Annotated in this window: 19 protein-coding genes; 5 read left to right on the top strand and 14 right to left on the bottom strand. The window is 62.6% G+C overall.

Annotated elements, in window-relative coordinates; translation table 11 throughout:
• The first annotated feature begins 51 nt into the window (after positions 1–51).
• Positions 52–1,599, top strand: coding sequence for an APC family permease (locus tag ACFVSJ_RS23345; RefSeq protein WP_387439502.1), 1,548 nt, complete (start codon positions 52–54; stop codon positions 1,597–1,599).
• A 6-nt stretch (positions 1,600–1,605) separates the two neighbouring features.
• Here ACFVSJ_RS23345 and ACFVSJ_RS23340 read toward each other — a convergent pair whose 3' ends face one another.
• From ACFVSJ_RS23340 to ACFVSJ_RS23310, 7 genes are all read right to left on the bottom strand, one after another.
• A complete protein-coding gene (locus ACFVSJ_RS23340; RefSeq protein ID WP_387439501.1) occupies positions 1,606–2,193 on the bottom strand; it encodes a TetR/AcrR family transcriptional regulator in 588 nt (195 codons plus the stop codon).
• Between the two features lie 109 nt (positions 2,194–2,302).
• Entirely contained in the window at positions 2,303–3,475 is a 1,173-nt protein-coding gene (locus ACFVSJ_RS23335) for a Gfo/Idh/MocA family protein (RefSeq protein WP_387439500.1), read from the bottom strand.
• A gap of 67 nt (positions 3,476–3,542) precedes the next feature.
• On the bottom strand, positions 3,543–4,358 hold the full coding sequence (locus tag ACFVSJ_RS23330; RefSeq protein WP_387439499.1) for a sugar phosphate isomerase/epimerase family protein: 816 nt from the start codon (positions 4,356–4,358) through the stop codon (positions 3,543–3,545).
• Positions 4,355–5,509, bottom strand: coding sequence for a Gfo/Idh/MocA family protein (locus ACFVSJ_RS23325; RefSeq protein ID WP_387439498.1), 1,155 nt, complete (start codon positions 5,507–5,509; stop codon positions 4,355–4,357). The genes ACFVSJ_RS23330 and ACFVSJ_RS23325 overlap by 4 nt, the downstream gene beginning before the upstream one ends.
• Positions 5,510–5,515: 6 nt before the next feature.
• Complete coding sequence (locus tag ACFVSJ_RS23320) at positions 5,516–6,502, bottom strand: ABC transporter permease (RefSeq protein ID WP_387439497.1); 987 nt, start codon at positions 6,500–6,502, stop codon at positions 5,516–5,518.
• 2 nt (positions 6,503–6,504) lie between these two features.
• Complete coding sequence (locus ACFVSJ_RS23315) at positions 6,505–8,010, bottom strand: sugar ABC transporter ATP-binding protein (RefSeq protein WP_387439496.1); 1,506 nt, start codon at positions 8,008–8,010, stop codon at positions 6,505–6,507.
• 56 nt (positions 8,011–8,066) lie between these two features.
• Positions 8,067–9,224: a substrate-binding domain-containing protein gene (locus tag ACFVSJ_RS23310; protein ID WP_387439495.1), complete on the bottom strand. Its 1,158-nt coding sequence runs from the start codon at positions 9,222–9,224 to the stop codon at positions 8,067–8,069.
• 243 nt (positions 9,225–9,467) lie between these two features.
• On the opposite strand from ACFVSJ_RS23310, the gene ACFVSJ_RS23305 reads away from it, so the two are divergent.
• Both ACFVSJ_RS23305 and ACFVSJ_RS23300 read left to right on the top strand, forming a co-directional pair.
• Entirely contained in the window at positions 9,468–10,544 is a 1,077-nt protein-coding gene (locus ACFVSJ_RS23305; RefSeq protein WP_387439494.1) for a LacI family DNA-binding transcriptional regulator, read from the top strand.
• Between the two features lie 69 nt (positions 10,545–10,613).
• On the top strand, positions 10,614–11,255 hold the full coding sequence (locus tag ACFVSJ_RS23300; protein ID WP_387439493.1) for a DUF1345 domain-containing protein: 642 nt from the start codon (positions 10,614–10,616) through the stop codon (positions 11,253–11,255).
• A gap of 62 nt (positions 11,256–11,317) precedes the next feature.
• Here ACFVSJ_RS23300 and ACFVSJ_RS23295 read toward each other — a convergent pair whose 3' ends face one another.
• From ACFVSJ_RS23295 to ACFVSJ_RS23280, 4 genes are all read right to left on the bottom strand, one after another.
• Positions 11,318–11,905, bottom strand: a complete 588-nt coding sequence (locus tag ACFVSJ_RS23295; protein WP_387439492.1) for a hypothetical protein — start codon at positions 11,903–11,905, stop codon at positions 11,318–11,320.
• A gap of 13 nt (positions 11,906–11,918) precedes the next feature.
• Complete coding sequence (locus ACFVSJ_RS23290) at positions 11,919–13,067, bottom strand: zinc-dependent alcohol dehydrogenase (protein ID WP_387439491.1); 1,149 nt, start codon at positions 13,065–13,067, stop codon at positions 11,919–11,921.
• A gap of 12 nt (positions 13,068–13,079) precedes the next feature.
• Positions 13,080–14,228, bottom strand: a complete 1,149-nt coding sequence (locus ACFVSJ_RS23285; RefSeq protein WP_387439490.1) for a glutathione-independent formaldehyde dehydrogenase — start codon at positions 14,226–14,228, stop codon at positions 13,080–13,082.
• Between the two features lie 388 nt (positions 14,229–14,616).
• Positions 14,617–16,836, bottom strand: coding sequence for a catalase (locus tag ACFVSJ_RS23280; protein ID WP_387439489.1), 2,220 nt, complete (start codon positions 16,834–16,836; stop codon positions 14,617–14,619).
• A 370-nt stretch (positions 16,837–17,206) separates the two neighbouring features.
• Between ACFVSJ_RS23280 and ACFVSJ_RS23275 the strand changes: the two genes are divergently transcribed.
• Complete coding sequence (locus ACFVSJ_RS23275) at positions 17,207–17,518, top strand: putative quinol monooxygenase (protein WP_387439488.1); 312 nt, start codon at positions 17,207–17,209, stop codon at positions 17,516–17,518.
• 41 nt (positions 17,519–17,559) lie between these two features.
• Complete coding sequence (locus ACFVSJ_RS23270) at positions 17,560–18,195, top strand: TMEM175 family protein (RefSeq protein WP_387439487.1); 636 nt, start codon at positions 17,560–17,562, stop codon at positions 18,193–18,195.
• Here ACFVSJ_RS23270 and ACFVSJ_RS23265 read toward each other — a convergent pair.
• The 3 genes from ACFVSJ_RS23265 to ACFVSJ_RS23255 form a co-directional block, all read right to left on the bottom strand.
• The gene (locus ACFVSJ_RS23265; protein ID WP_387439486.1) at positions 18,138–18,443 is read right to left on the bottom strand and encodes a response regulator; all 306 of its coding nucleotides are present in this window, start codon (positions 18,441–18,443) and stop codon (positions 18,138–18,140) included. The genes ACFVSJ_RS23270 and ACFVSJ_RS23265 overlap by 58 nt on opposite strands.
• A 219-nt stretch (positions 18,444–18,662) precedes the next feature.
• On the bottom strand, positions 18,663–19,058 hold the full coding sequence (locus ACFVSJ_RS23260; RefSeq protein ID WP_387439485.1) for a cupin domain-containing protein: 396 nt from the start codon (positions 19,056–19,058) through the stop codon (positions 18,663–18,665).
• 45 nt (positions 19,059–19,103) lie between these two features.
• The gene (locus ACFVSJ_RS23255; protein ID WP_387439484.1) at positions 19,104–20,120 is read right to left on the bottom strand and encodes a zinc-dependent alcohol dehydrogenase family protein; all 1,017 of its coding nucleotides are present in this window, start codon (positions 20,118–20,120) and stop codon (positions 19,104–19,106) included.
• Positions 20,121–20,123: the final 3 nt, after the last annotated feature.

Raw genomic sequence — 20,123 nt, 5'->3', positions numbered from 1 at the left:
CCTGCAAACATCCCGGTTTGCAGATTCCATTGCCATTCGAAGGAGAAATTAATGAGTCAAGACAGTTTGAACGGAGCCGACCATCTCAAACGGTCAATTGATTGGAAGCAAGGGCTGGCCATTTCGCTGGGCGTGCCGCTGCTGATCCTTCCCTCATTGGGCTACCTGCCCATGTACGTTTCCGCAGCGGCAGTTCTTATTTGGGGATTGTCCGTGATTCAGGGTTTCTTCCAGAACACCGCTTACGCGGAACTCGCCACCACCTTTCCCAAGGCTTCCGGCCTTCCTGGATTTGCGCAGCACGTTTTCCGTACCGAGAACCACAAGGGTCGGTTCGACAAAGGCCAGTTGATCGGCGGATTCAGTGCGTGGAGCTATTGGTTCGCGTGGAATCCGGTGCTGGCCATTTTTGCCATGCTGGTGGGCGGATACCTGCATGGATTGTTTCCGGCCCTGGCTGAAGCCTTCACCGAGTACCAGCTCTCCTTGCTCGCAGGTTTGGCCATCTTCGTTGTCCTGTCCGTGGTCAACTGGTTTGGCCTGAAGGACGGCGCGATTTTGGGGTACATCCTTGCTGCGGTCTCCTTGATCCCGCTGGTCATCCTGACGGTGGCTCCCTTTGCAACCGGGCACGTCGATTTCGGCCACATCAGCGGAAACTGGCTGCCGGCCGACTGGTCGTGGGACATGCACCACATCATGGTCCTCTTCGGGATTTTCGCCATCGCCCAGTGGAGTGCCTGTGGTTGGGAAACCGCCGCCATCTACGGCCCGGAGTACAAGAAGCCAGGAAAAGACGTACCGAAGGCGCTGTTCTTCTGCGGTGTCATCTGCTTCTTCTCGTATGTCCTGGTCCAAGCAGCCGTCATAGGCGTGCTGGGCGTTGACGGTGTGATGGCAGAACCGATCTCGCCCTTGATTCCCGTGGCGCAGGCCGTGTTTGGCGGCGTCGGGTCCGTGGTCACTATCATCATGTTGATTGCCGCCATGGTCCTGATCATCCAGACGGCCTACCTGGGCTCTTCGCGTGCCATGCACTCCATGTCCGCCGAGGGCAACCTGCCCAGGGTCTTCGGCAAGACGAACCGCCATGGAACTCCTTGGGTTGCCATGTTCTTCACCGCGGCCTTCAACGTGGCCCTTATCTCCCTGGGATCCATTCCGGCGATTCTCGCGGCGGCAGCCATCGGTTACACGTGCGCCAACGGAATCAGCTTGTTCGCTTACGTCAGGTCCAAGCGAAACGCACAGTTCCTGCGCCTGGAACGCCCCTTCCGGGCACCCGGTGGTTGGAAGAACGTGGCCCTGTTCTTTGGGTTGTTCAACCTGCCCCTGTGCCTGGTGGGCGTCGTTTACCTGAACAGCCTCGAGATCGGTTGGGCCTCAACGTGGCTGGGATTCATTGCGTTGGCGCTCTACGTCCCCATCTGGTTCTTCACCCAGTATGAGCAGCGGCGCCACAAGAGGGCGGCTGCGGCTGTGCCCTCCGTGCCGGTGGAGGCACGTGGCGGCCTCGACGCCGAAACATCCGACGCTGAACTGATCGTGGAAACAGAGCCGCAGCGGGATGACGATTCCACGTTGAGCTACCGCTCGTAGGAGTCCCTAGACGCCAGCTTTGACCAAAAGGGCGTCGATCAACATGAAAAAGGTTGCACGATGGTCGGCTGCCTCGGGATCGGTGATGTATTGAATTGCAGCTCCGTCAAAGATCATCAGGAATGAACGCACCAACGTGTCAATGTCCATCCGGCAGTCCTCGGAATCATTGCCTGCAGCTTCGGACAGCAAGCTTCCGAGTTCAACCACGTACGCCGGATAAATCTTCGCGGCAACCTGGCTGGAGGCCCTGTTGCGTGTTGCCCACAGGATGAGTTCGAATTCCGCGAGCAAACTTTTGGGCTCTTCTTCAAGGGAACGCCAGTATCCGTCGGCCACCTGTTCCACGGTCTTGCGCAAGCCCAAATGCAGGGGAAGGTCGCGGGAAAAACGTCCCAGATTTTTCAACCAGGCCCCGGCTGCGGCCTCCATGAGAACATCTTTGTTGTCAAAGCAGTAATGTGCCGTAGCCAAGGGGGCATTTGCCTCCTTGGCTATGGCACGCATGGTTACCGATTGAACTCCCTCGCGCCGCATCAATTCCACGGTTGCGGCGATGAGCTGCTCTTTTCGTTCCTCAGAGGGTATTCGCACGGTTTCCTCCCTGCACACGGTGCGTCATTTCCTACAAGAGTATTCCGGAAATCATCCGCGAGCATCGACGGGGAGGGGCGGCGCGTGCCGCCCCTCCCTATGGGCTTGCTCAGGCTTCGATCTGGGGGACTTCCACCCAGGATTCCTTGGCCGCAGACTCGACGATTGCGTCATCGATCAGGGCAACCTGGTAGCCATCGGCGAAGTTGGGGCTGACGCTTCCGCCCTCTGCGATGGCCTTGAAGAAATCGTGGGCTTCGATGATCTTGGTCTCGCCATATCCGATGCCCAGCGCAGGGATGGGCCATAGGCCTTCGCCATACGGGTGTGCCGGTCCGGTGTAAACGGTCCGGAATCCGCGGCGGTCGGCCTGGTCCGAGGCGAAGGCCACCTGGAGTTCGTCACGTCGTTCGTAGTTGAAGACGATGCTGCCTTCGGTTCCGTGGATTTCGAACGTGATGTAGTTGTTCCTGCCGTGGGCGTTGCGGGTCGCCTCGATTGAGCCTACGGCACCGTTGGCGAAACGGATCATGGTCATGACTTCGTCATCGACGTCCACCGCGCCCTTGGGGCCCTCCCCGCCGCGTGCGTTTCCGAGCGAGTCGGCACTTCCGGTCTGGAGCGGCCGTTCGGGGATCCAAGTGGAAAGGACAGCGTTGACGGCGCTGAACTCCCCGACGAGATAGCGGGCCATGTCAATGACGTGGGTGGCGATGTCGCCGAGGGCGCCGGAGCCGGCGATCGACTTCTGGAAGCGCCAGGACAGCGGGGAGTTGGGGTCCGCGCTCCAGTCCTGGAGGTAGGTTCCGCGGAAGCTCAGGACCTGGCCGATTGCCCCCTCTTCGATGTACTTCTTGGCCAGCGCTACCGCGGGGGTCCTGCGGTAGTTGAAGGCAACCATGTGGACAATGTCCTTGTCCTTCACGGCGTCGTACATCGCCTTTGATTCCTCGCCGGTACGGGCCAGGGGCTTTTCGCAAATGATGTGCTTGCCTGCTTCGGCCGCGGCAATGGCGATCTCAGCATGGAGGTGGTTGGGGGTGGCGATGTCCACCACATGGATATCCGGATCCTCGATGATGCTCCGCCAGTCGGAGGTGGACTTTTCGAAGCCGAAGCGCCGGGCAGCTTCGGCCGCGAGGTCCTCGCTGGCTTCGGCGATGACTTTGCGGACGGGCAATGCCGGCGCCGGCCAGAAGAACATGGGCATCGCGCTGTAGGCCAGGGAATGGGCCTTGCCCATGAAGCCGCCGCCGATCAGGCCGACGTTGAGGTTCTGCATGTGAATACGGTTCCTTCCAAGGGATGACGGGTGCCGAATGTGGCTGCCCGTGGGTGAAAATGCGAGGTCAGAGGAGTTGCTCGAGGTATTTCTTGCTGATTTCCGCGGCAGCCTTCGGGTCGCCGTCGTAGTTGTCGAGTTCCACCATGAGCCAGCTGTCGTATCCGCTTTCGCGGATCGCGGCGATGATGTCCGGGAAGTCGAGTTCACCTTGGCCGACGGGGAGGAAGTTGAACGGGTCCTGCTGGAAGTCCTTGAGGTGGACATGCCGGATCCTGTCGGGGTACTTCCGGATGACTGCGGCCGGGTCTGCCCCGCCTGCTGCGAGGTGGGCGGTGTCAGGGCAGAACCCGATCCTGGTGAGCGGCATGAGCTTGTCCAGCTCGTCCGGGCTCTCCACGATGGTGCTCAGGTGCGGGTGGTAGCTCGCCGACAGGCCGAAGCTCTCCGCGATGTCCGCTACCCGGTCCAGGGCGTGGCCCAGGAGGTGGTAGTCCTGCTCTGTGGTTCCGGCTGCCCGGCGGGCGCCACCACCGACGACGAGGCGCTCCGCACCGAAGGTGGCTGCCAGTTCCGCAGCCTTGTGGATGCGGTGCATCTCATCCGGAAGGATGTCGGCGTAGATGAAGTTGGCTCCGGTATAGACGCTGACCAGCCCTACTCCGTTGTTATCCAGGAGCTCCTTCAGTTGTTCGGGCCGGTCGGCGTACTCCGCCAGGTTGCCGTCGAACATTTCCACGCCCTGGTAGCCGACGGAGGCGATGTCCTGGACGGCGTCCTGCATGGATCCGTGCGTCATGTAGAAAAGGTCCTTGACGCTGGTCACGCCTTGCGGGTGGCCGACGACGCCGCCCCAGGTGATGGAACAGTAACCAAGTTTCATTGCTTTTGCCTTTCAACTGCTGGGGAAGACTTGACGTATTCGAGGGCCCGTCCGGTTCCGGGAACTTCAACCCGTGACTGCCTGGCCGCGGAGGTCACCAGCGCATCGGTCAGGAGCGCGGCCCGGAGACCGTCTTGGAAGGTGGGCAGGCCCTCAGGTGTTTGGCCTTGGATGGCGGAGTAGGTATCCGCGACGAAGGCGTTGAAGCTGTCCTGGTATCCCTGCGGGTGGCCGGGAGGAAGTATTGCGTAGCGGCGGCCACCGGGAGTGGACAGCGTTTCCGGGCCGACGGGGACAGTTGAACTGGAATCGGTGCGCCCGATGTGCAGCGAGTCCGGCCGCTCCTGGTTGAAGCTGAACGACGCCTCGGTTCCATCGAAGGAGAACCACAAGCGGTTCTTCCTTCCCGGGCTCATCTGGCTTACCACCAATGAACCTGAGGCGCCTTGGTCGGTTTCGAACAGGAGCGTCGCACCGTCTTCCGTGGCCACCGGCGACACCCGGCCGCCGGTTTCCCGCTCCTCATACGCCCGGCTCGTGTGTGCCATGATCCGGGTGATGGTGTGCCCGGTGACAAACTCCATCAGGTCGCACCAGTGCACGCCGATGTCGCCGAAAGCCCTCGATGCGCCGCCGATTCCGGAGTCAACCCGCCAGTTCGTCGCTTCGGCACCGGCAAGCCAGTCCTGCAGGTAGGAGCCGTGCAGGAGCCACAGGCGCCCGGCTTCACCCCGGCCGATACGCTCCCGCGCTTCGCGGACTGCCGGATAGAAGCGGTAGACAAACGGGACAGCGGTGACGACGCCGGCCTCCCGGGCGCGCTCGGTCAGCTCGGTGGCGTCTTCGACGCTGGTGGCCAGGGGTTTTTCGCAAATGACTGCTTTGCCTGCGGCGATGGCCTTCCGTGCGAGGTCGGCGTGGGTGGCGTTGGGGGTGCAGATGTGGACGACGTCTACATCGTCACGCGCGATCAGCGCCTCAGGTGACGCTGCTGCGGTCCGGGCGCCGAAAGCTGGTGCCGCCGCTTCGGCGGAAGCCGGGCTGCTTCCGGCCACTGCGCTCACCGTGCCTCCGGCAGCGTGTACAGCGCGGGAATGGACGGTGCCCATGAAACCGGTGCCGATGATTCCGGCCCGTGGTTCGGATGCCATGGGTGCCTATTTCTTCCGGGCGAGGGCGACGGCCAGGATGATGATCGCTCCACGGACCACCTGCTGCTGGCTGCTGTCGAGTCCTGCAAGGATCAGGCCGTTGTTGATCAAGCCGATCAGCAGGGCGCCGAAGAGGGTGCCGATGATCGAGCCAAATCCGCCGAAGAGGCTGGTCCCGCCAAGAATGACTGCAGCAATGGCGGAAAGTTCGTCGCCAGCTCCCCACTGGAACCGGCCCGATTGGAGACGGCCGGCGTACAGCATGCCGGCGACGCTCGCCACCATGCCGGAAATGAGGAGCACCTGGAATTTGATGCGCTTGGTGTTGATGCCGGTGAACTCTGCGGCGTTGCGGTTACCGCCTGTGGCCAGGACCTGCCGTCCAAACCGGGTGCGGTTCAGCACCACGGCGCCGATTGCGACGAAGATTGCGCTCCAGAGGACAAGGCCTGGAATGGGACCGAAGTTTCCGGAGCCGAACAGCATGTTGAAGGTGTCGTCCAGGATGGGCTGCGGTGCGGAGGCAGTAATCCACTGGGCCAACCCGGCCGCGATGCCCAGCATGCCGAGGGTAACCAGGAAGGAGGGGATGCCGAGCAGGCTGACGAGAGCACCGTTGACGGAGCCGACCAGCAGCCCGACCGCGAGGCCGGCGAGGATGCCCGGGACCAGGCCCCATTGGGAGAGTGCCATGGCCGTGCAGACACTCGAGAGGCCGGCGACGGAGCCGACACTCAAGTCGATCTCCGCACAGGCGATCACATAGGTCATACCCACGGCGATGACTGTGATGGTTGCTGTCTGCCGGAAGATGTTCAGCAGGTTGTTCGGCGACAGGAAGCCCTGGTCGCGCAGAAGGACGGCGAAGAAGATGAAGACGACGACGAAGCCGATGTAGATGACATAGCGTCGCCAGTCGAGTTCTTTCAGGATGGTGCCGAAATTGCGGGAAGCCGTGGTTTCCCGGGGCGTGATCGTATTTGCCTTGCTCACTGTCAGACTCCCTGGACTGCAAGTTGGAGATATTCCTCGTCAGCGATGTCGCTGCGGGGTATGTCGCGGATGATGGAGCCGTCCTTGAGGACGAGGACGCGGTCGCTGACCGCGAGTAGTTCGGGGTACTCGGAGGAGATGACGATGACGGCCTTGCCTGCGTTGGCCAGTTCACGGATCGTGTCCAGGATTTCGCTCTTGGTGCCGATATCGACGCCGGCCGTCGGCTCGTCCAGGATCAGGATGTCCGGATCGTTGCCCAGCCATTTGGCGATGACCACTTTCTGCTGGTTGCCGCCGGAGAGGAGCCGCACTGGCCGGTGGGGATGGGCCACCTTCACGGCAAACTTCTTGATCAAGGACGAGGACAGTTCCTTGGCCTTGCCGCCATCCAGGAAGGGTCCACGCTGGATCTGGCCCAGGAGCGGCAGCAGCAGGTTGTCCTGGACGGAATGCTCCAAGACAAGGCCCTGCGCCCGGCGGTCCTCCGGTATGAGGGCAACGCCGGCAGCGATGGCTTGGCGCGGGGAAGATATGGTGACCTGTTTGCCCCGCAGCAGGATCTCGCCGCTGTCCACTCTGTCGATGCCGAAGAGCGCACGTGCAAGTTCGGTTCGTCCGCTGCCCATCAGGCCCGCCAAACCAAGGATTTCCCCGGGCCGGAGCGTGAAGGAAACATCGCGGACACGCGATCCCGCACTGAGCCTGCGGACTTCCAAGAGGGGTTCCCGGTCCATTGCCACGTCGCGGCTCTGGTAGGAGAGTTGGCCCTCGATCTTCTTGCCAACGATCCCTTCAACGATCTGCTCAGGGGTGACTCCCGTCAGCAGTTCGGTGAGGAGGTGCCGTCCATCCCGAAGGATGGTGATGCGATCGGCGAGCCTGTACACCTCGTCCATGCGGTGGGAGATGTAGATGATGGAGATGCCGCGCTGCTTGAGGCGGTCTATCAACTCGAAGAGTGCCTCGGATTCGTGCCGGGCGAGACTGGCGGTGGGCTCGTCCATGATCAGCACGGTGGCGTTCTGAGCCAAGGCCTTGGCGATCTCGGTCAGCTGCCAATATGCGGTGCCGAGCCGGGAGACTTCCGCCCGGGGATCGACGTCGACTTCCATCTCGGCAAAAACTTCCCTTGCCCGCTTCACCGCAGCACGATCGTCGATAAGCCCGCTTTGGTTGAGCGGTTCAACGCCCAGGAAGATGTTCTGGGCAACCGTGAGGCTCGGGACCAGGCTGAACTCCTGGAAAACCATGCCGATCCCGGCAGCCTTCGCATCCTGGATCGAGTTGATGGAGGCCGGCTTGCCTCCGATGAGGATCTGGCCGGAGTCTGTCTGGTAGACGCCCTGGAGTATCTTCATCAGCGTCGACTTACCGGCACCGTTACCGCCTGCCAGTGCGTGGACCTCACCTTGGCGGACCTCGAAGCTGACATCCTTCAGGACGGAAACGCCGTTGAATCCCTTGGAGATCGAGCGCATCTCGACGACATTGTCTGCGGTGTTCATTATTGCCCTTTCAGCGCGGTGCGGGGGTGGGTAGCCCCCGCGCCGTGGGGGTATGGCTACTTCTTGTAGGACTCTTGGATGTCCTTCGGGGCGTCCTCGTGGTAGACCTGCTTCCAGGCCTCCAGGACGTTGGAGTGGTCAACGGGAAGGGCGCTCAGGGCTACGTAGGCCGGTGCTTTCTTGCCGATGAGCGAGCCTGCTGCCAGGCGCGCCTCGGTGACACCCTGGTCGAACGGGACCTGCGCACCCAGGCCGACGACGAGTTCGTCCTTGGCCAGTGCTATGGCCACATTCTTGCCGAGGTCCTCGGTCGCGATCTTCAGGTCCTGGCGGCCTGCGGCACGGGCCGCAGCCATGACTCCCTCGGCCGGGACATCCCAAACGGCCCAGATGCCGGACAGGTCCGGGTACTTGCTGATCATGGCGTTCGCGGCCGCCTGCGCGTCACCGGCAAAGTCCGGGCCCGCAATGCCCTTCTCTTCCACGATCTGGATGTCCGGGTATTCCTTGGTGATGGTGTCCTTGAAACCTTCGTGGCGCTGCTTGGTGACGAAGAAGTCGGCTTGGTGGAACACCAGCCCGATCTTTCCCTTGCCGCCCAGGGCTTTGGCCATCTGGTGGGCGGAGACGACGCCGTTGCCGTAGTTGTCCGCAGAGACCACCGAGACGTAGTCCGTGCCGGCGGTCAACCCCTGCGGAACGTTGTCCATGAAGACGAGTTTTGCGCCGGCGGCGGAAGCCTTCTTGTAGGCGGATGCGGTGGCCACCGGATCCGTGGGAATGGACACGATGATGTCCGGGTCCTGGGTCATCACCGTTTCGATGTCCGAGACCTGCTTGTCAGGCTTGAAGTTTGCATCCGTTGTGGCGATGACCTTGATGCCCAGTTTCTCGAATTCGCTCTTCAGGCCGTTCACCTGGGCGGTGGCCCAGTCATTGCCGCCGTAGTGCATCACGATCGCGGCCTTGGCGTTGAGTCCCTTGATCTTTTCGATCTCTTCGGGGGTCAGGTCCGCTACGGAAGCAGGCGAGGGGGTTTCGCCATTTGGGCCCTTGCTCAGTACTTGGCCCTTGATCTTCTCCAGGGCCTGTTGGGCTTTCTCGGAAACGCCTGCGTCGGGAGCGTTCGACGAGGCCGTGGTCGAACTGCTGCAGGAAGCGACGGTGAGAGTCAGTGCGGCGGCCAAGGCCATGAGGGGAAGCCTGCGGATCATCATTGTTCTCCAGTGCTTTGGGGGGATGGGTGGTTGGGGTGGATCAGGCCCCTGGCGCTCTCCGTAAACGCTAACGCCATACCGTAAACGTTTACGGAAAGGATCGTAAACGTTTACGATCGGAGGTGTCAAACCTCACATATAAGAATTTCCATGGGCGTTGGCAGCAGTTGCCCAACGTAGGATTAGGACGCACGGGGTCCGTGGCCGCTTCGGCGCGGACGGCGTAAGACAGGAGAAAGCATGGCAGGCGCTGCAGCCCCACGCGGGGAGACGGGACGGCGTCCGGAGACCTTGCGACGGAAGCCAACCATTAACGACGTCGCGCGCGTCGCCGGGGTCTCCTTTGGGACAGTTTCCAGGGTTCTCAACGATGCACCGGATGTCAGTGCGACAACCCGCCAGCGCGTCCTGGAAGTCATTCAGGACATCGGTTACCGCCGGAACCGGGCGGCAACGGCATTGGTCACGAGCCGCTCGACATCCATCGGAATACTTGCGGCCGGTTCACCCAGGTTCGGCCCAGTCGGAACCCTCATGGCCCTTGAAAACGTGGCCAGGAGAAAGGGTTACGCCATCACCGTCATCAGTGTGGAACACCCTTACACGGAGTCCGTGCAGTCCGCTCTGGACACCCTCGATGACATCGGCGTAGGCGGGATCATCGTTATCGCCCCGGTGGTTGATATGGCCGAGGCCGTCTGGAAGGCATCCTGCCGCGTGCCGGTGGAGATGATCGCGGCAGGTGCCTCATCGACGCCGAAGGTCTTTACCTACTCCGAGAACCAGGAACTCGGTGCACGCCTGGCAACCCAGCACCTGATTGATTTGGGCCATCAGGACATCGCCCACATCGCGGGGTCCATGGACTGGTTCGACGGGCGGGTCCGCAAGCGCGGCTGGGAAGCTGCGCTCCGGGATGCGGGGCTTGCGCCGGGTCTTTGCCTCGAGGGCGACTGGAGTCCTGGCTGGGCTTATGAAACCGGACTGCAGTTGGTCCGCGAGGACAAGGTTCCGCAGGCGATCTTCGCCGCCAGCGACCACACTGCCCTTGGACTCATCCGCGCGTTCGCCGAGAACGGCGTCCGCGTCCCGGACGATGTGAGTGTGGTTGGTTTTGACGACATTGAAGGCTCGGACTATTTCCTGCCCCCACTGACCACCGTGCGGCAGGACTTTACGGCGCTGGCCCTGATGAGCATGGAGGTGCTCATCGGTGCGATGGAGGGGCGGGAGGTGGATCGAACTCCCATCGCCCCGACCCTCATTGTCCGCAGCAGCGCTGCTCCTGCAAACCTTTCAAAAGCGCACCAAGGATGAAATGCTGCCTTAAATGCCTGTGTGCTGATCTTGACGCGGGTTCCTGCTGGCTCGACTCGGGGAGCACGAATGAACGGTCGGATCCTCTCAGCCCGCCGCGCCCTGGTCAGCGTGGGGTTCGGGGTGGTGGCTGGCACTGTGGCAGGACTGGCGGTATCGCCCGCCCTTGCGCCCCTGACTGCGTGGTGCACCGCCGGTGTCATCGCCCTGGTATGGGCTTGGCGGATCTGTTGGCGGCAGGACCCGGCAGGGACTGAACACATCGCGCGTGAGGAGTCGGCCTCCCGCCTGACCGACAATGCAATCGTTGTGGCCTGCATAGCGAGCATCGCCGCCGTGGCAGTTGCGTTGATCCAGTCAAAAAACCAAAGCGATGATCCGGCTTCCATCGCTTTGGTCATCCTGGGGGTGCTCGGCACGATTGTTGCCTGGGCGTTGGTCAACACGGTCTATGCCTTGAAGTATGCCCGCGTCTATTACGTGGATCGCGACGGGGGCGGCTTTGACGACAAGCGCGGCAGGAAACCGGCGTACAGCGACTTCGCGTACTTCGCCTTCACCGTGGGGATGACCTATGCTCCGCCTGAAGTCGAGACGGGCAGTACCGAGATCCGGCGCAAAGCCCTCCTGCATGCGCTCTTGTCATACTTCTTTGGCACTGTCCTGATCGCGGTCTCCATCAACGCGGTCACGAACCTGGGTCAAGGATGACGCAACAGGTGCCACCAACAAGAGCTGGTGGCACCTGTACGCTCAAGCGCTGAAGGGATTTGTCAGGCTCCCCTGCGTTTCCGCAATCCGCGGATCAGGACGGCGGTGATGCCTCCTGCCGCCAGGAGCCAAGGGCCCCCGACAAGGATGGGATCCATCCACTGGTGGTTGATGTCGGCGCGCTTTTGCCCCACCCGGGAACTGACCCCTCCGCGGGAGAACTCGCTGAGCACCCCCGTCTCGGTAATGGGGTTGTCCGGCCGGAGCGTAGCGAGCGAGCGGAGGTGGTGCTCCCAGGCGTCCACCCTGTCTGCTGCGACCAGCAGCAGCCAGTGCGCGGCCCGGCCCTCGCTGTACTTGTAGGCGTACTTCCGGATGGCGCCCGAGACCCCGGCCGGAGGGGTCGACGTTCCGAAAACGGGAGGCAGGAAGGCGTGTTCCACCGACCTTTCGCGGGGCCATTTCTCGGGCTGGCGTTCGGGGAAGTCCCAGTGCGCGCCCGTCTCGATGCCGGGTTGTTCGCGGGGGTAGGAGGGGCGGTCGGCGGGGTCGAGGTCTGCGCCCCACCCCGGGATCCGGGCCCGCAAAGCCTCCGCGGACTCCTTCAAGCCAGTCTTGCTGGCAACGTATGGTGTGGCTGTTTCAGGCAAGGTGTGCTTCCCTTCAGGACTGGCCGGCGACAACCAGCGGCTTGATGATGTTGTCCAGCTTGGCGGAGAACATGTGGTAGCCCTCGGCGATGTGTTCAAGCGGAATGCGGTGGGTCACAATGTCGCTCGGCTTCAAGTACCCGTTGCGGATGTGCTCGAAGAGCCGGGGCCATTGCCGCTTCACCGGACACTGGTTCATGCGCAGGGTCAGGCCTTTGTTCATGGCGTCGCCGAACTTCACAGCGCTGAAGATCGGACCATAAGCGCCCACCACGGATACCGTGCCACCCTTCCTCACGGAGTCGATGGCCCAGTTCAGGGCTACGGGGGAGCCGCCCTGCAGCTTGAATTTGCTGCTGGTGACGTGCTGCAGGAAGTTTCCGTCGGCTTCGGCCCCCACGGCGTCAATGACGACGTCGGCACCCAGGAAGTCGGTTTCCTTCTTGAGGTGCACCACAATGTCGCCGTACTCGGTGAAGTTGTAGGTTTCGGCATGGGCAAAGCTGCGTGCTTTCTCCAATCTGTACTCCAGGTGGTCGATCACGATCACCCGTCCGGCGCCCATCAGCCAGGACGACTTGGCGGCGAAGAGACCCACGGGGCCGGCGCCGAACACCACTACGGTATCGCCCTCCACGATGTCCCCCAGCTGGGCGCCGAAGTAGCCGGTGGGCAGGGCGTCGGTGAGCAGTACCGCGTCCTCTTCGTCCATCCATTCGGGAATCTTTGAAGGCCCGACGTCGGCGAACGGTACGCGGACGAACTCCGCCTGGCCGCCGTCGTAACCACCGCAGGTGTGTGAGTAGCCATAAATGCCGCCCACCGCCGTCGCGTTCGGATTCACGTTATGGCAGTTCGAGTACAGGCCCCGGGAGCAGAAGTAGCAAGAGCCGCAGTACACGTTGAACGGCACCATGACCCGGTCGCCAACCGCCAGGTTCTGCACGGACGAGCCCACCTCGTGGACGGTGCCCACGAACTCGTGACCGAAGGTCATGCCAACCCGGGTATCCGGCATCATGCCGTGATACAGGTGCAGGTCCGAGCCGCAAATGGCGCCTGCACTGACTTGGACGATCGCATCGTTCGGATGCTCGATTTTTGGAATGTCCTTCTCCTCGACCCTGACTTTGTAGGGGCCGCGATAGACCATTGCGCGCATCAGTACCTCCCCTCAGACGCCGGCTGGGTGCAGGACGACCTTCGTCCAGCCGTCTTCGCGACTGTCGAAGTTCCGGTAGCCGTCGGGAGCCTCGTCAAGGGTCAACTCGTGGCTGACGATGAAGGAGGGGGTGGCCTTTCCGCCGGCGACGAGGTCGCGGAGGGCGCGGTTGTATTTCTTGACGGGACACTGGCCCGAGCCCATTGTCTGGCCCTTGAACCAGTAGTTTCCGTAGTCGAAGGCAACCTGGCCTTGCTTCTCGAGTTCGTCGGGGGAACCTGGATCCTGCGGCAGGAAGACGCCCACTACGCCCAGTCCGCCCACAAAACGGACGGAGTCGACGAGCCTGTTCAGGGTTTGGTTGGGATGTTCGTTGCCTTCGGGATCGTGGGCCTGGTAGCCAACGCATTCGCAGCCCCTGTCAGCGCCAAATCCCATGGTCTGGTCCTTGACGAACTCCACAGGGTCCACTTCGGCGTCATTGACGGGAATAGCGCCGATCTGTTCTGCCAGCTTCAGTCTGTCCTTCTGGCGGTCCACCACCATGACTTTGCCGGCACCTTTGATGACGGCAGAGTAGGCGGCCATGAGTCCCACCGGTCCACCGCCGTAAATGACCACGGAGTCACCGGGGTATACGCCGGCCAGTTCGGTTGCGTGCCAGCCCGTGGGGAAGATGTCCGCCAGCATGACGTAGTCGAGTTCTTTCTCCACGGCGTCCTCACCGAGTCGCAGGCAGTTGAAGTCGCCATATGGAACCCTGAGGTACTCGGCTTGTCCACCCTGGTAAGGGCCCATGTCCGCGAAGCCGTAGGCCGCTCCGGCAAGCTTTGGCTCGGGTTGCATCGTCAGGCAGTAGTTGGTGAAGCCCCGCTCGCAGTTCTTGCAGAATCCGCAGGCGATGTTGAAGGGCAGGACCACACGCTCGCCCACTTTGACTTTGCTCACCGCGGGGCCGGTCTCCACCACCTCCCCCAGGTTTTCGTGGCCGAAGGAGCGCCCGGGTTCAAAGCTCGTCCGGCCCTCGTACATGTGGAGATCTGAACCGCAAATATTGGCCGAGGTGATCCTCACCAATACATCGGCCGGGTGTTCGATTTTGGCATCGGGTATTTCCTCGACGCTGACATCGTTTGGTCCTTTGTAAACTACTGCCTTCACTGTTCCGCTCTCTTCCTTGGTTTATCCCAAGGGCCCTGCGTGGCATCCACGAAGCTGTTTGGAGGCGCGCGCCATCAGGCCGCGAAGGAATGTGATACGTAGAAGACCTCGGGTGCCCGGAGGGGCGTGAGGCCCAGGATTCAAGACGACTGGCTGCCCCGGCAGATTCCCGGTTGCCCAGCCTGTTTACAAGGTGAAACCGATCAAGTCTTAATACTAAGGAACCTTATTAACGATGTCGAGGGGTTAGGCCAATGGATCCGGCGCGACCCCCATCGGTCGCCGGCAAAATCTTCCCAGGAGCCCCTGAAGCTGCTGGTTGATGGTCGCCGGCTGGACCGATGGGAGCCGTCAACACGGCTGTCACCGATGCGTTGCCAGTGGCCCCTCAGGCCGATGCAGCGGGGAAGCGCTCCCAAGCCCGGTGGGTTGCCAAAAGACCCGTCAGCTCCTCCACCAAGGCCCCCACATCCGTCCCGGATACGATCCCGGGTGCATCCTGCGGGACGCCTGCTGCGGCCAAGGCCGGTGCGGCGCCGTCCAGCGAGGCAATGGCCTTGGCGTGGCGGAAAGCCTCTCCAAGCAGCAGTCCCGCCCGCGGGTCGAAGGCGACGCCGGGAGCGCCGGCCTTTGCGTCGAGTCCCGGTACGGCATCGGGGGCCGGAGCGGCCGCAGTCGCGACGATAACGGCGTCGAACTCTGTTGAGCGTGCGGTGAGATAGGTACGCTGCACGGGGACCCCGCCGTCGTCCTCTGATCCCAGGAAGCCACCTTCCGGAGCGATGACCAGCGGCACAATGCCCTTTGCGTCCAAAGCCTTCCGCGCTGCGGCCACGGCGGTAAGGTCGCTGTCCTCACCGGCCAGAATCCCTACGATCCGTCCGGCAACAGGCCATGTCTTCCCCACTTGTGAGAGGGCCGGGCTCGGCGCGGCCTCCGGAACGTCCACAGTCGCGGACGGTGCCGGAAGGCCAAGGCCCTTGGCCACCGCTGCGCACAAGCCGGCGTCCACGTTGGCCAAAGCTGCGAGCTGGCGTTCGCGGATGGACTTTTCGTAGCACTTGCCGAGCTCAAAAGTGTAGGCCTGGATCACGTGGTCCTGCTCGATCGGGCTCAGGCTGCGGAAGAAGAGCCCCACCTGGCTGTAGTGGTCGTCAAACGAAGCCGGGTTTCGGCGCTCCTTGAGCGATGCGGCGAGTTCCTCCGGGACGTCTATGAACGCACCCACGTCCTGGCCCGCGTGGAACGGGCAGCCGCCGTCGAGGGAGTTCGGGTGGTACGGAGCGACTCCGCTGTGGTCCGCCTGCTGGTGCATCCCATCGCGCAGCATGTCGTTGACCGGAGCCTGCGGCCGGTTGATGGGGATTTGGCCAAAGTTCGGGCCGCCCAGCCGCGAGATCTGGGTATCCAGGTACGAGAAGAGGCGGACCTGCAGCAGTGGATCATTGGTGACGTCGATCCCGGGGACCAAGTGACCGGGATGGAATGCCACCTGCTCGGTTTCGGCGAAGTAGTTGGTGGGATTGGCGTTGAGGGTCATGATGCCAATGGGCTGGACTGGTGCGAGTTCCTCCGGTACGAACTTGGTGGGATCCAGGAGGTCGATCCCCTCGAACATCTGGTCCTCGGTGTCCGGGAAGGTCTGGACTCCCAGCTCCCACTCCGGATAAGCGCCGGCCTCGATGGCGTCGGCCAGGTCGCGGCGGTGGAAGTCGGGGTCCATGCCGTTGATGATCTGGGCTTCTTCCCAAACCAGCGAGTGGACGCCCTGCTTTGGCTTCCAGTGGAACTTCACCAAAGTGGTGCGGCCCTCGGCGTTGACGAAGCGGAAGGTGTGGACCCCGAAGCCTTCCATGGTCCGGTAGGAGCGGGGGATTCCACGATCGGACATGTTCCACATGGTGTGGGCCTGGGCCTCGGTGTGGAGGGATACGAAGTCCCAGAAGGTGTCGTGGGCACTCTGGGCCTGCGGGATCTCGCGGTCCGGGTGGGGTTTGGCTGCGTGCACGACGTCGGGGAACTTGATGCCGTCCTGGATGAAGAAGACAGGGATGTTGTTTCCCACCAGGTCGTAGGTGCCCTCGTCGGTATAGAACTTCGTCGAGAAGCCGCGGGTATCGCGCACCGTGTCGGCCGAACCGCGGGAGCCGAGGACGGTGGAGAAACGGACGAAAACCGGAGTCTCAACATCTTTCGCCAGGAACCCTGCCCGCGTGATGTTGGCTGCGGTGCCATAGGAACGGAACACCCCATGGGCTCCAGCTCCGCGAGCGTGAACCACACGCTCCGGAATGCGCTCGTGGTCGAAGTGGGTGATCTTTTCCCGCAGATGGTGATCCTGCAACAGGATGGGGCCGCGGGAACCTGCCTTCAGCGAGTGGTCGGTGTCGCGAAGGCGGAGCCCCTGGGCGGTTGTCAGGTAGGGGCCGGACTGTGCTCGCGAGGTGTCCGGCGCTCCAGTGGGGGTTCCCGTCGGGGAAACCGCCTCAGGTCCGCGCTGATCCGGCTTGGGCGGCAGGGGCTCCCTGGGTGTTGTCGGTTGTTCCAGGCTCGCCGGCTCGCTTCCCGGTACGCCGGGAATGTCGATGCTGTTCTTCTTTTCCGCCATTTTGAATTTCTCCTCAGGATGCGTGAAACCAGCAGTGTTCGACGGATGGTCGAAATGCTAAGCATACTTAGCTTGCTCTGCACCCTAGGGAAAAAGCGGCGGCACTACAAATTCGGGAATGGGAATACTCGGGGAGTTGGCGTCCGGCGTTGCAGGTCTACGATGTCCGGGTCCGGCAGGGACGGGCTCTTGTGGTGCCCAGCGATCACTGCGAGACTGGGCTGCATCGCGCCGCTCCCTCGATGGGTTGAGGAGGTGCCACGAGGCCAGACCCGTCCGCAGTATTCCGCCGCAGTACTGTTTCAAGGAGGCTCGCCATGAAAACTGTCATGCTGTATGAGATCCGCCAGATCAGGCCCGGTGAGGGCGCATGATTGAGGTTGCATTGTCGGTGATCTTGAAGGCCAAGCCCGGCAAGGAGAAGGACGTCGCGGATTTCCTCCGCAGTGCACGCTCCATCGTTGAGCAGGAGGAGGGTACACGCGCCTGGTTCGCCCTGCAGTTCGACGAATCGACATTCGGAGTCTTCGATGTGTTCCCGGACGACGACGCCCGCAAGGCCCACCTCGCAGGGGGTGTCGGGCAAGCACTTGCCGCCCAAGGAGCAGAGCTGTTCAGCGTGGAGCCCGCCATACAAAACGTCGACGTGCTCGCATACAAGCTGCCGGGCGAAACCAGCTAGGGGTAGCGGAGCTTCCTCATCCAAAGGCGGAGGAGCACAGGGTGACACGTTCGGATACCAGCCGTGCCGAGGGGTTCAGTGACGCCGTTATCGCAATCGTCATCACCCTCCTGGTGCTTGAGCTCCAGCCCCCGGAGAGCGAACCCGGGGCCCTGCTGGCCGGTTTGCTGGGCCAGTGGCCAACCTATCTGGCGTACGCGGCCTCATACATCTACTTGGCCGTGATCTGGCTTAACCACAAGTCCGCCTTCTTGCGCATCCGCGAGATGGACGTGGGCCTGCAGTGGGCCAACCTTGGAATCCTCGCGACGCTCGCGCTTATACCTTGGCCCACAGCGGTAATCGTCGATACGGCCAAGACGGGCAATCTGGCCGACGAACGGGTCGCCGTCGCTCTGTATGCGGTCATCGGAGCGCTGTTGTGCCTGTCATGGCTGGTCTTCTTCTCGCACCTGGCGCGGCATCCCGAGCTCACTGAGGAAGAGGTGGAGGACTCCTACTTCGCACGCGAGAGGCCCCGTGCAGTTACGGGGGTGGTGTTGTACCTCGCGGCAGGAGCGGCAGGTGTCCTGATCCATCCACTTGTGGCGTCGGTGATTTTCGTGATCCTGCCCGTTTTCTACGGCATCACCAGCCACGGCGTGGAACACCGTCCAGCCTTCCTCCGACGTCTATAGGCCAAGAGGGAAGCGAATCGGGCGAAGCTGGCCGGGCCCACTGCACCGCGGCCGTCGATGTCGGGAAGGCCAGCGTCCAGCGTGATGAGGTCGGGTTGGAGGGTCTCCATTTCCCGGAGTGCGGCAGAACCAGTTGTGTGAAGGCGGGTATGGAAGCCTTCCTTTATCAGGATGCTTTCGATGAGTTGGCCTATATCGTGGTCATCCTCGACAATGAGGCACGTCCGCCGCGCAGGAGCCTCATTCATGACGGGTTCTTGGGGTGTAGCTGCGCTGCGGGGAATGAAGTGCGCATGGGAGCTCTGCTCTGGGATGGACTTTTCCTGGACCGGCTCTCGTGCTCGTAGACGCGGATCATCATCCGTGAAAATCTCGAAGCCTGCGGTCCAGCGCCCCTGCTGCTAAAGACGATTCCATCATTGCGGAACCTACACCTTTCTGCCACCCCTGGCACGAAAGTTCCGCAATTAAGCCCCGTACTCCTCATCCGTCACGTGTTCCAGCCACGTTACTACTTGTCCGTTCCCATCTGCCTCCTGCATGGCGACGTGTGCCATGAACCTGTCCGGCGTTGCCCCGTGCCAGTGCTCCTCACCGGGCTCGATATATACGACGTCGCCCGGCCGGATCTCCTGCACGTCCCCGCCGCGCCGGGCAACCAGCCCGACCCCGTCCGTGACATAAAGGGTCTGGCCTTTGGGATGGTGGTGCCAGGCGGTGCGGGCGCCGGGAGCGAACCGGACGTGCGCGCAGCCGATGGCAGTCTGTTCGTCAGGCGTGCGGATGGTGTCCACGTGCACGGTTCCCGTGAACCATTCCGCGGGGCCGGCGCCTGTCCGTCCGCCGCTCTTGGTGTATTTCATGCGTTCCTCCTCGGGGGATTACGTACTGGGGATTCCTTAACGGGGCTACGGCCGCAGCAGGACCTTGATGGCCCGGCGTTCGTCCATGGCTTTGTAGGCCTCGGCGGCTTCGTCGAGCGGAAGCTCCAGGTCGAAGACCTTCCCTGGGTCGATCTCACCGCGAAGGATGAGGTCGATCAGTTCGGGCAGATAGTCGCGGACGGGCGCTGGGCCGCCGTGGAGGTGGACGTGGGAAGAGAACAACTCGCGGCCAGGGATTTCCACGCCGTGGGAGACGCCAACGAAGCCCACGTGCCCGCCGCGCCGGGTGGCGCGGATGGCCTGCATCATGGATTCCTGGGTGCCAACAGCCTCGATCACGGAGTGTGCGCCCAGGCCGTTGGTGAGTGATTTGATCTTCTCCACTCCCTCGTCACCGCGTTCCTCAACAATGTCCGTCGCGCCGTATTCGCGGGCCAGGGCTTGGCGTGAGGCGTGGCGGGACATGGCGATGATGCGTTCGGCGCCCATGTGTTTGGCGGCCAGGACCGCAAGAAGTCCGACGGCGCCGTCGCCCACCACCGCTACGGTCTTGCCGGGGCCGACTTCGGCGGCCTTCGCACCGAACCAGCCGGTTCCCAGGACGTCGGAAGCCGCAAGCAGCGAGGCGACCTTGCCGGCGTCGGGCATTTCCGGGGTGGCCACCAGTGTGCCGTCCGCGAGCGGGACGCGCAGGTACTCGGCCTGGGCGCTGCCGACGCCTTCGCGATGGATGCAGCCGGACTGGTAACCGGACAAGCAGATTTCGCAGGTGTTATCCGAGGCGTAGAAAGAGCCCACCACGAACTGCCCAGGCCGCACGTTGGCGACGGCATCCCCGACTTCCTCGACGATCCCGACGTACTCGTGCCCCATGGGCCGGGGCTCGTCGATGGTGTCGGCTCCGCGATAAGACCATAGGTCCGAACCGCACACGCAGGCTGCCACGAGCTTGATGACCGCGTCGGTGGGTTCCTGGATGGTTGGCTTTTCCCGTTCTTCCACCCGGACATCGCCCGGTGCATGGATGATTGTTGCGCGCATCAG

It is taken from the genome of Paenarthrobacter sp. NPDC058040 (genome assembly GCF_042885775.1).
Taxonomy (GTDB): Bacteria; Actinomycetota; Actinomycetes; order Actinomycetales; family Micrococcaceae; genus Arthrobacter.
Note: the sequence above shows the minus strand (reverse complement) of the source record. Positions and strands in the feature narration are given on the sequence as shown.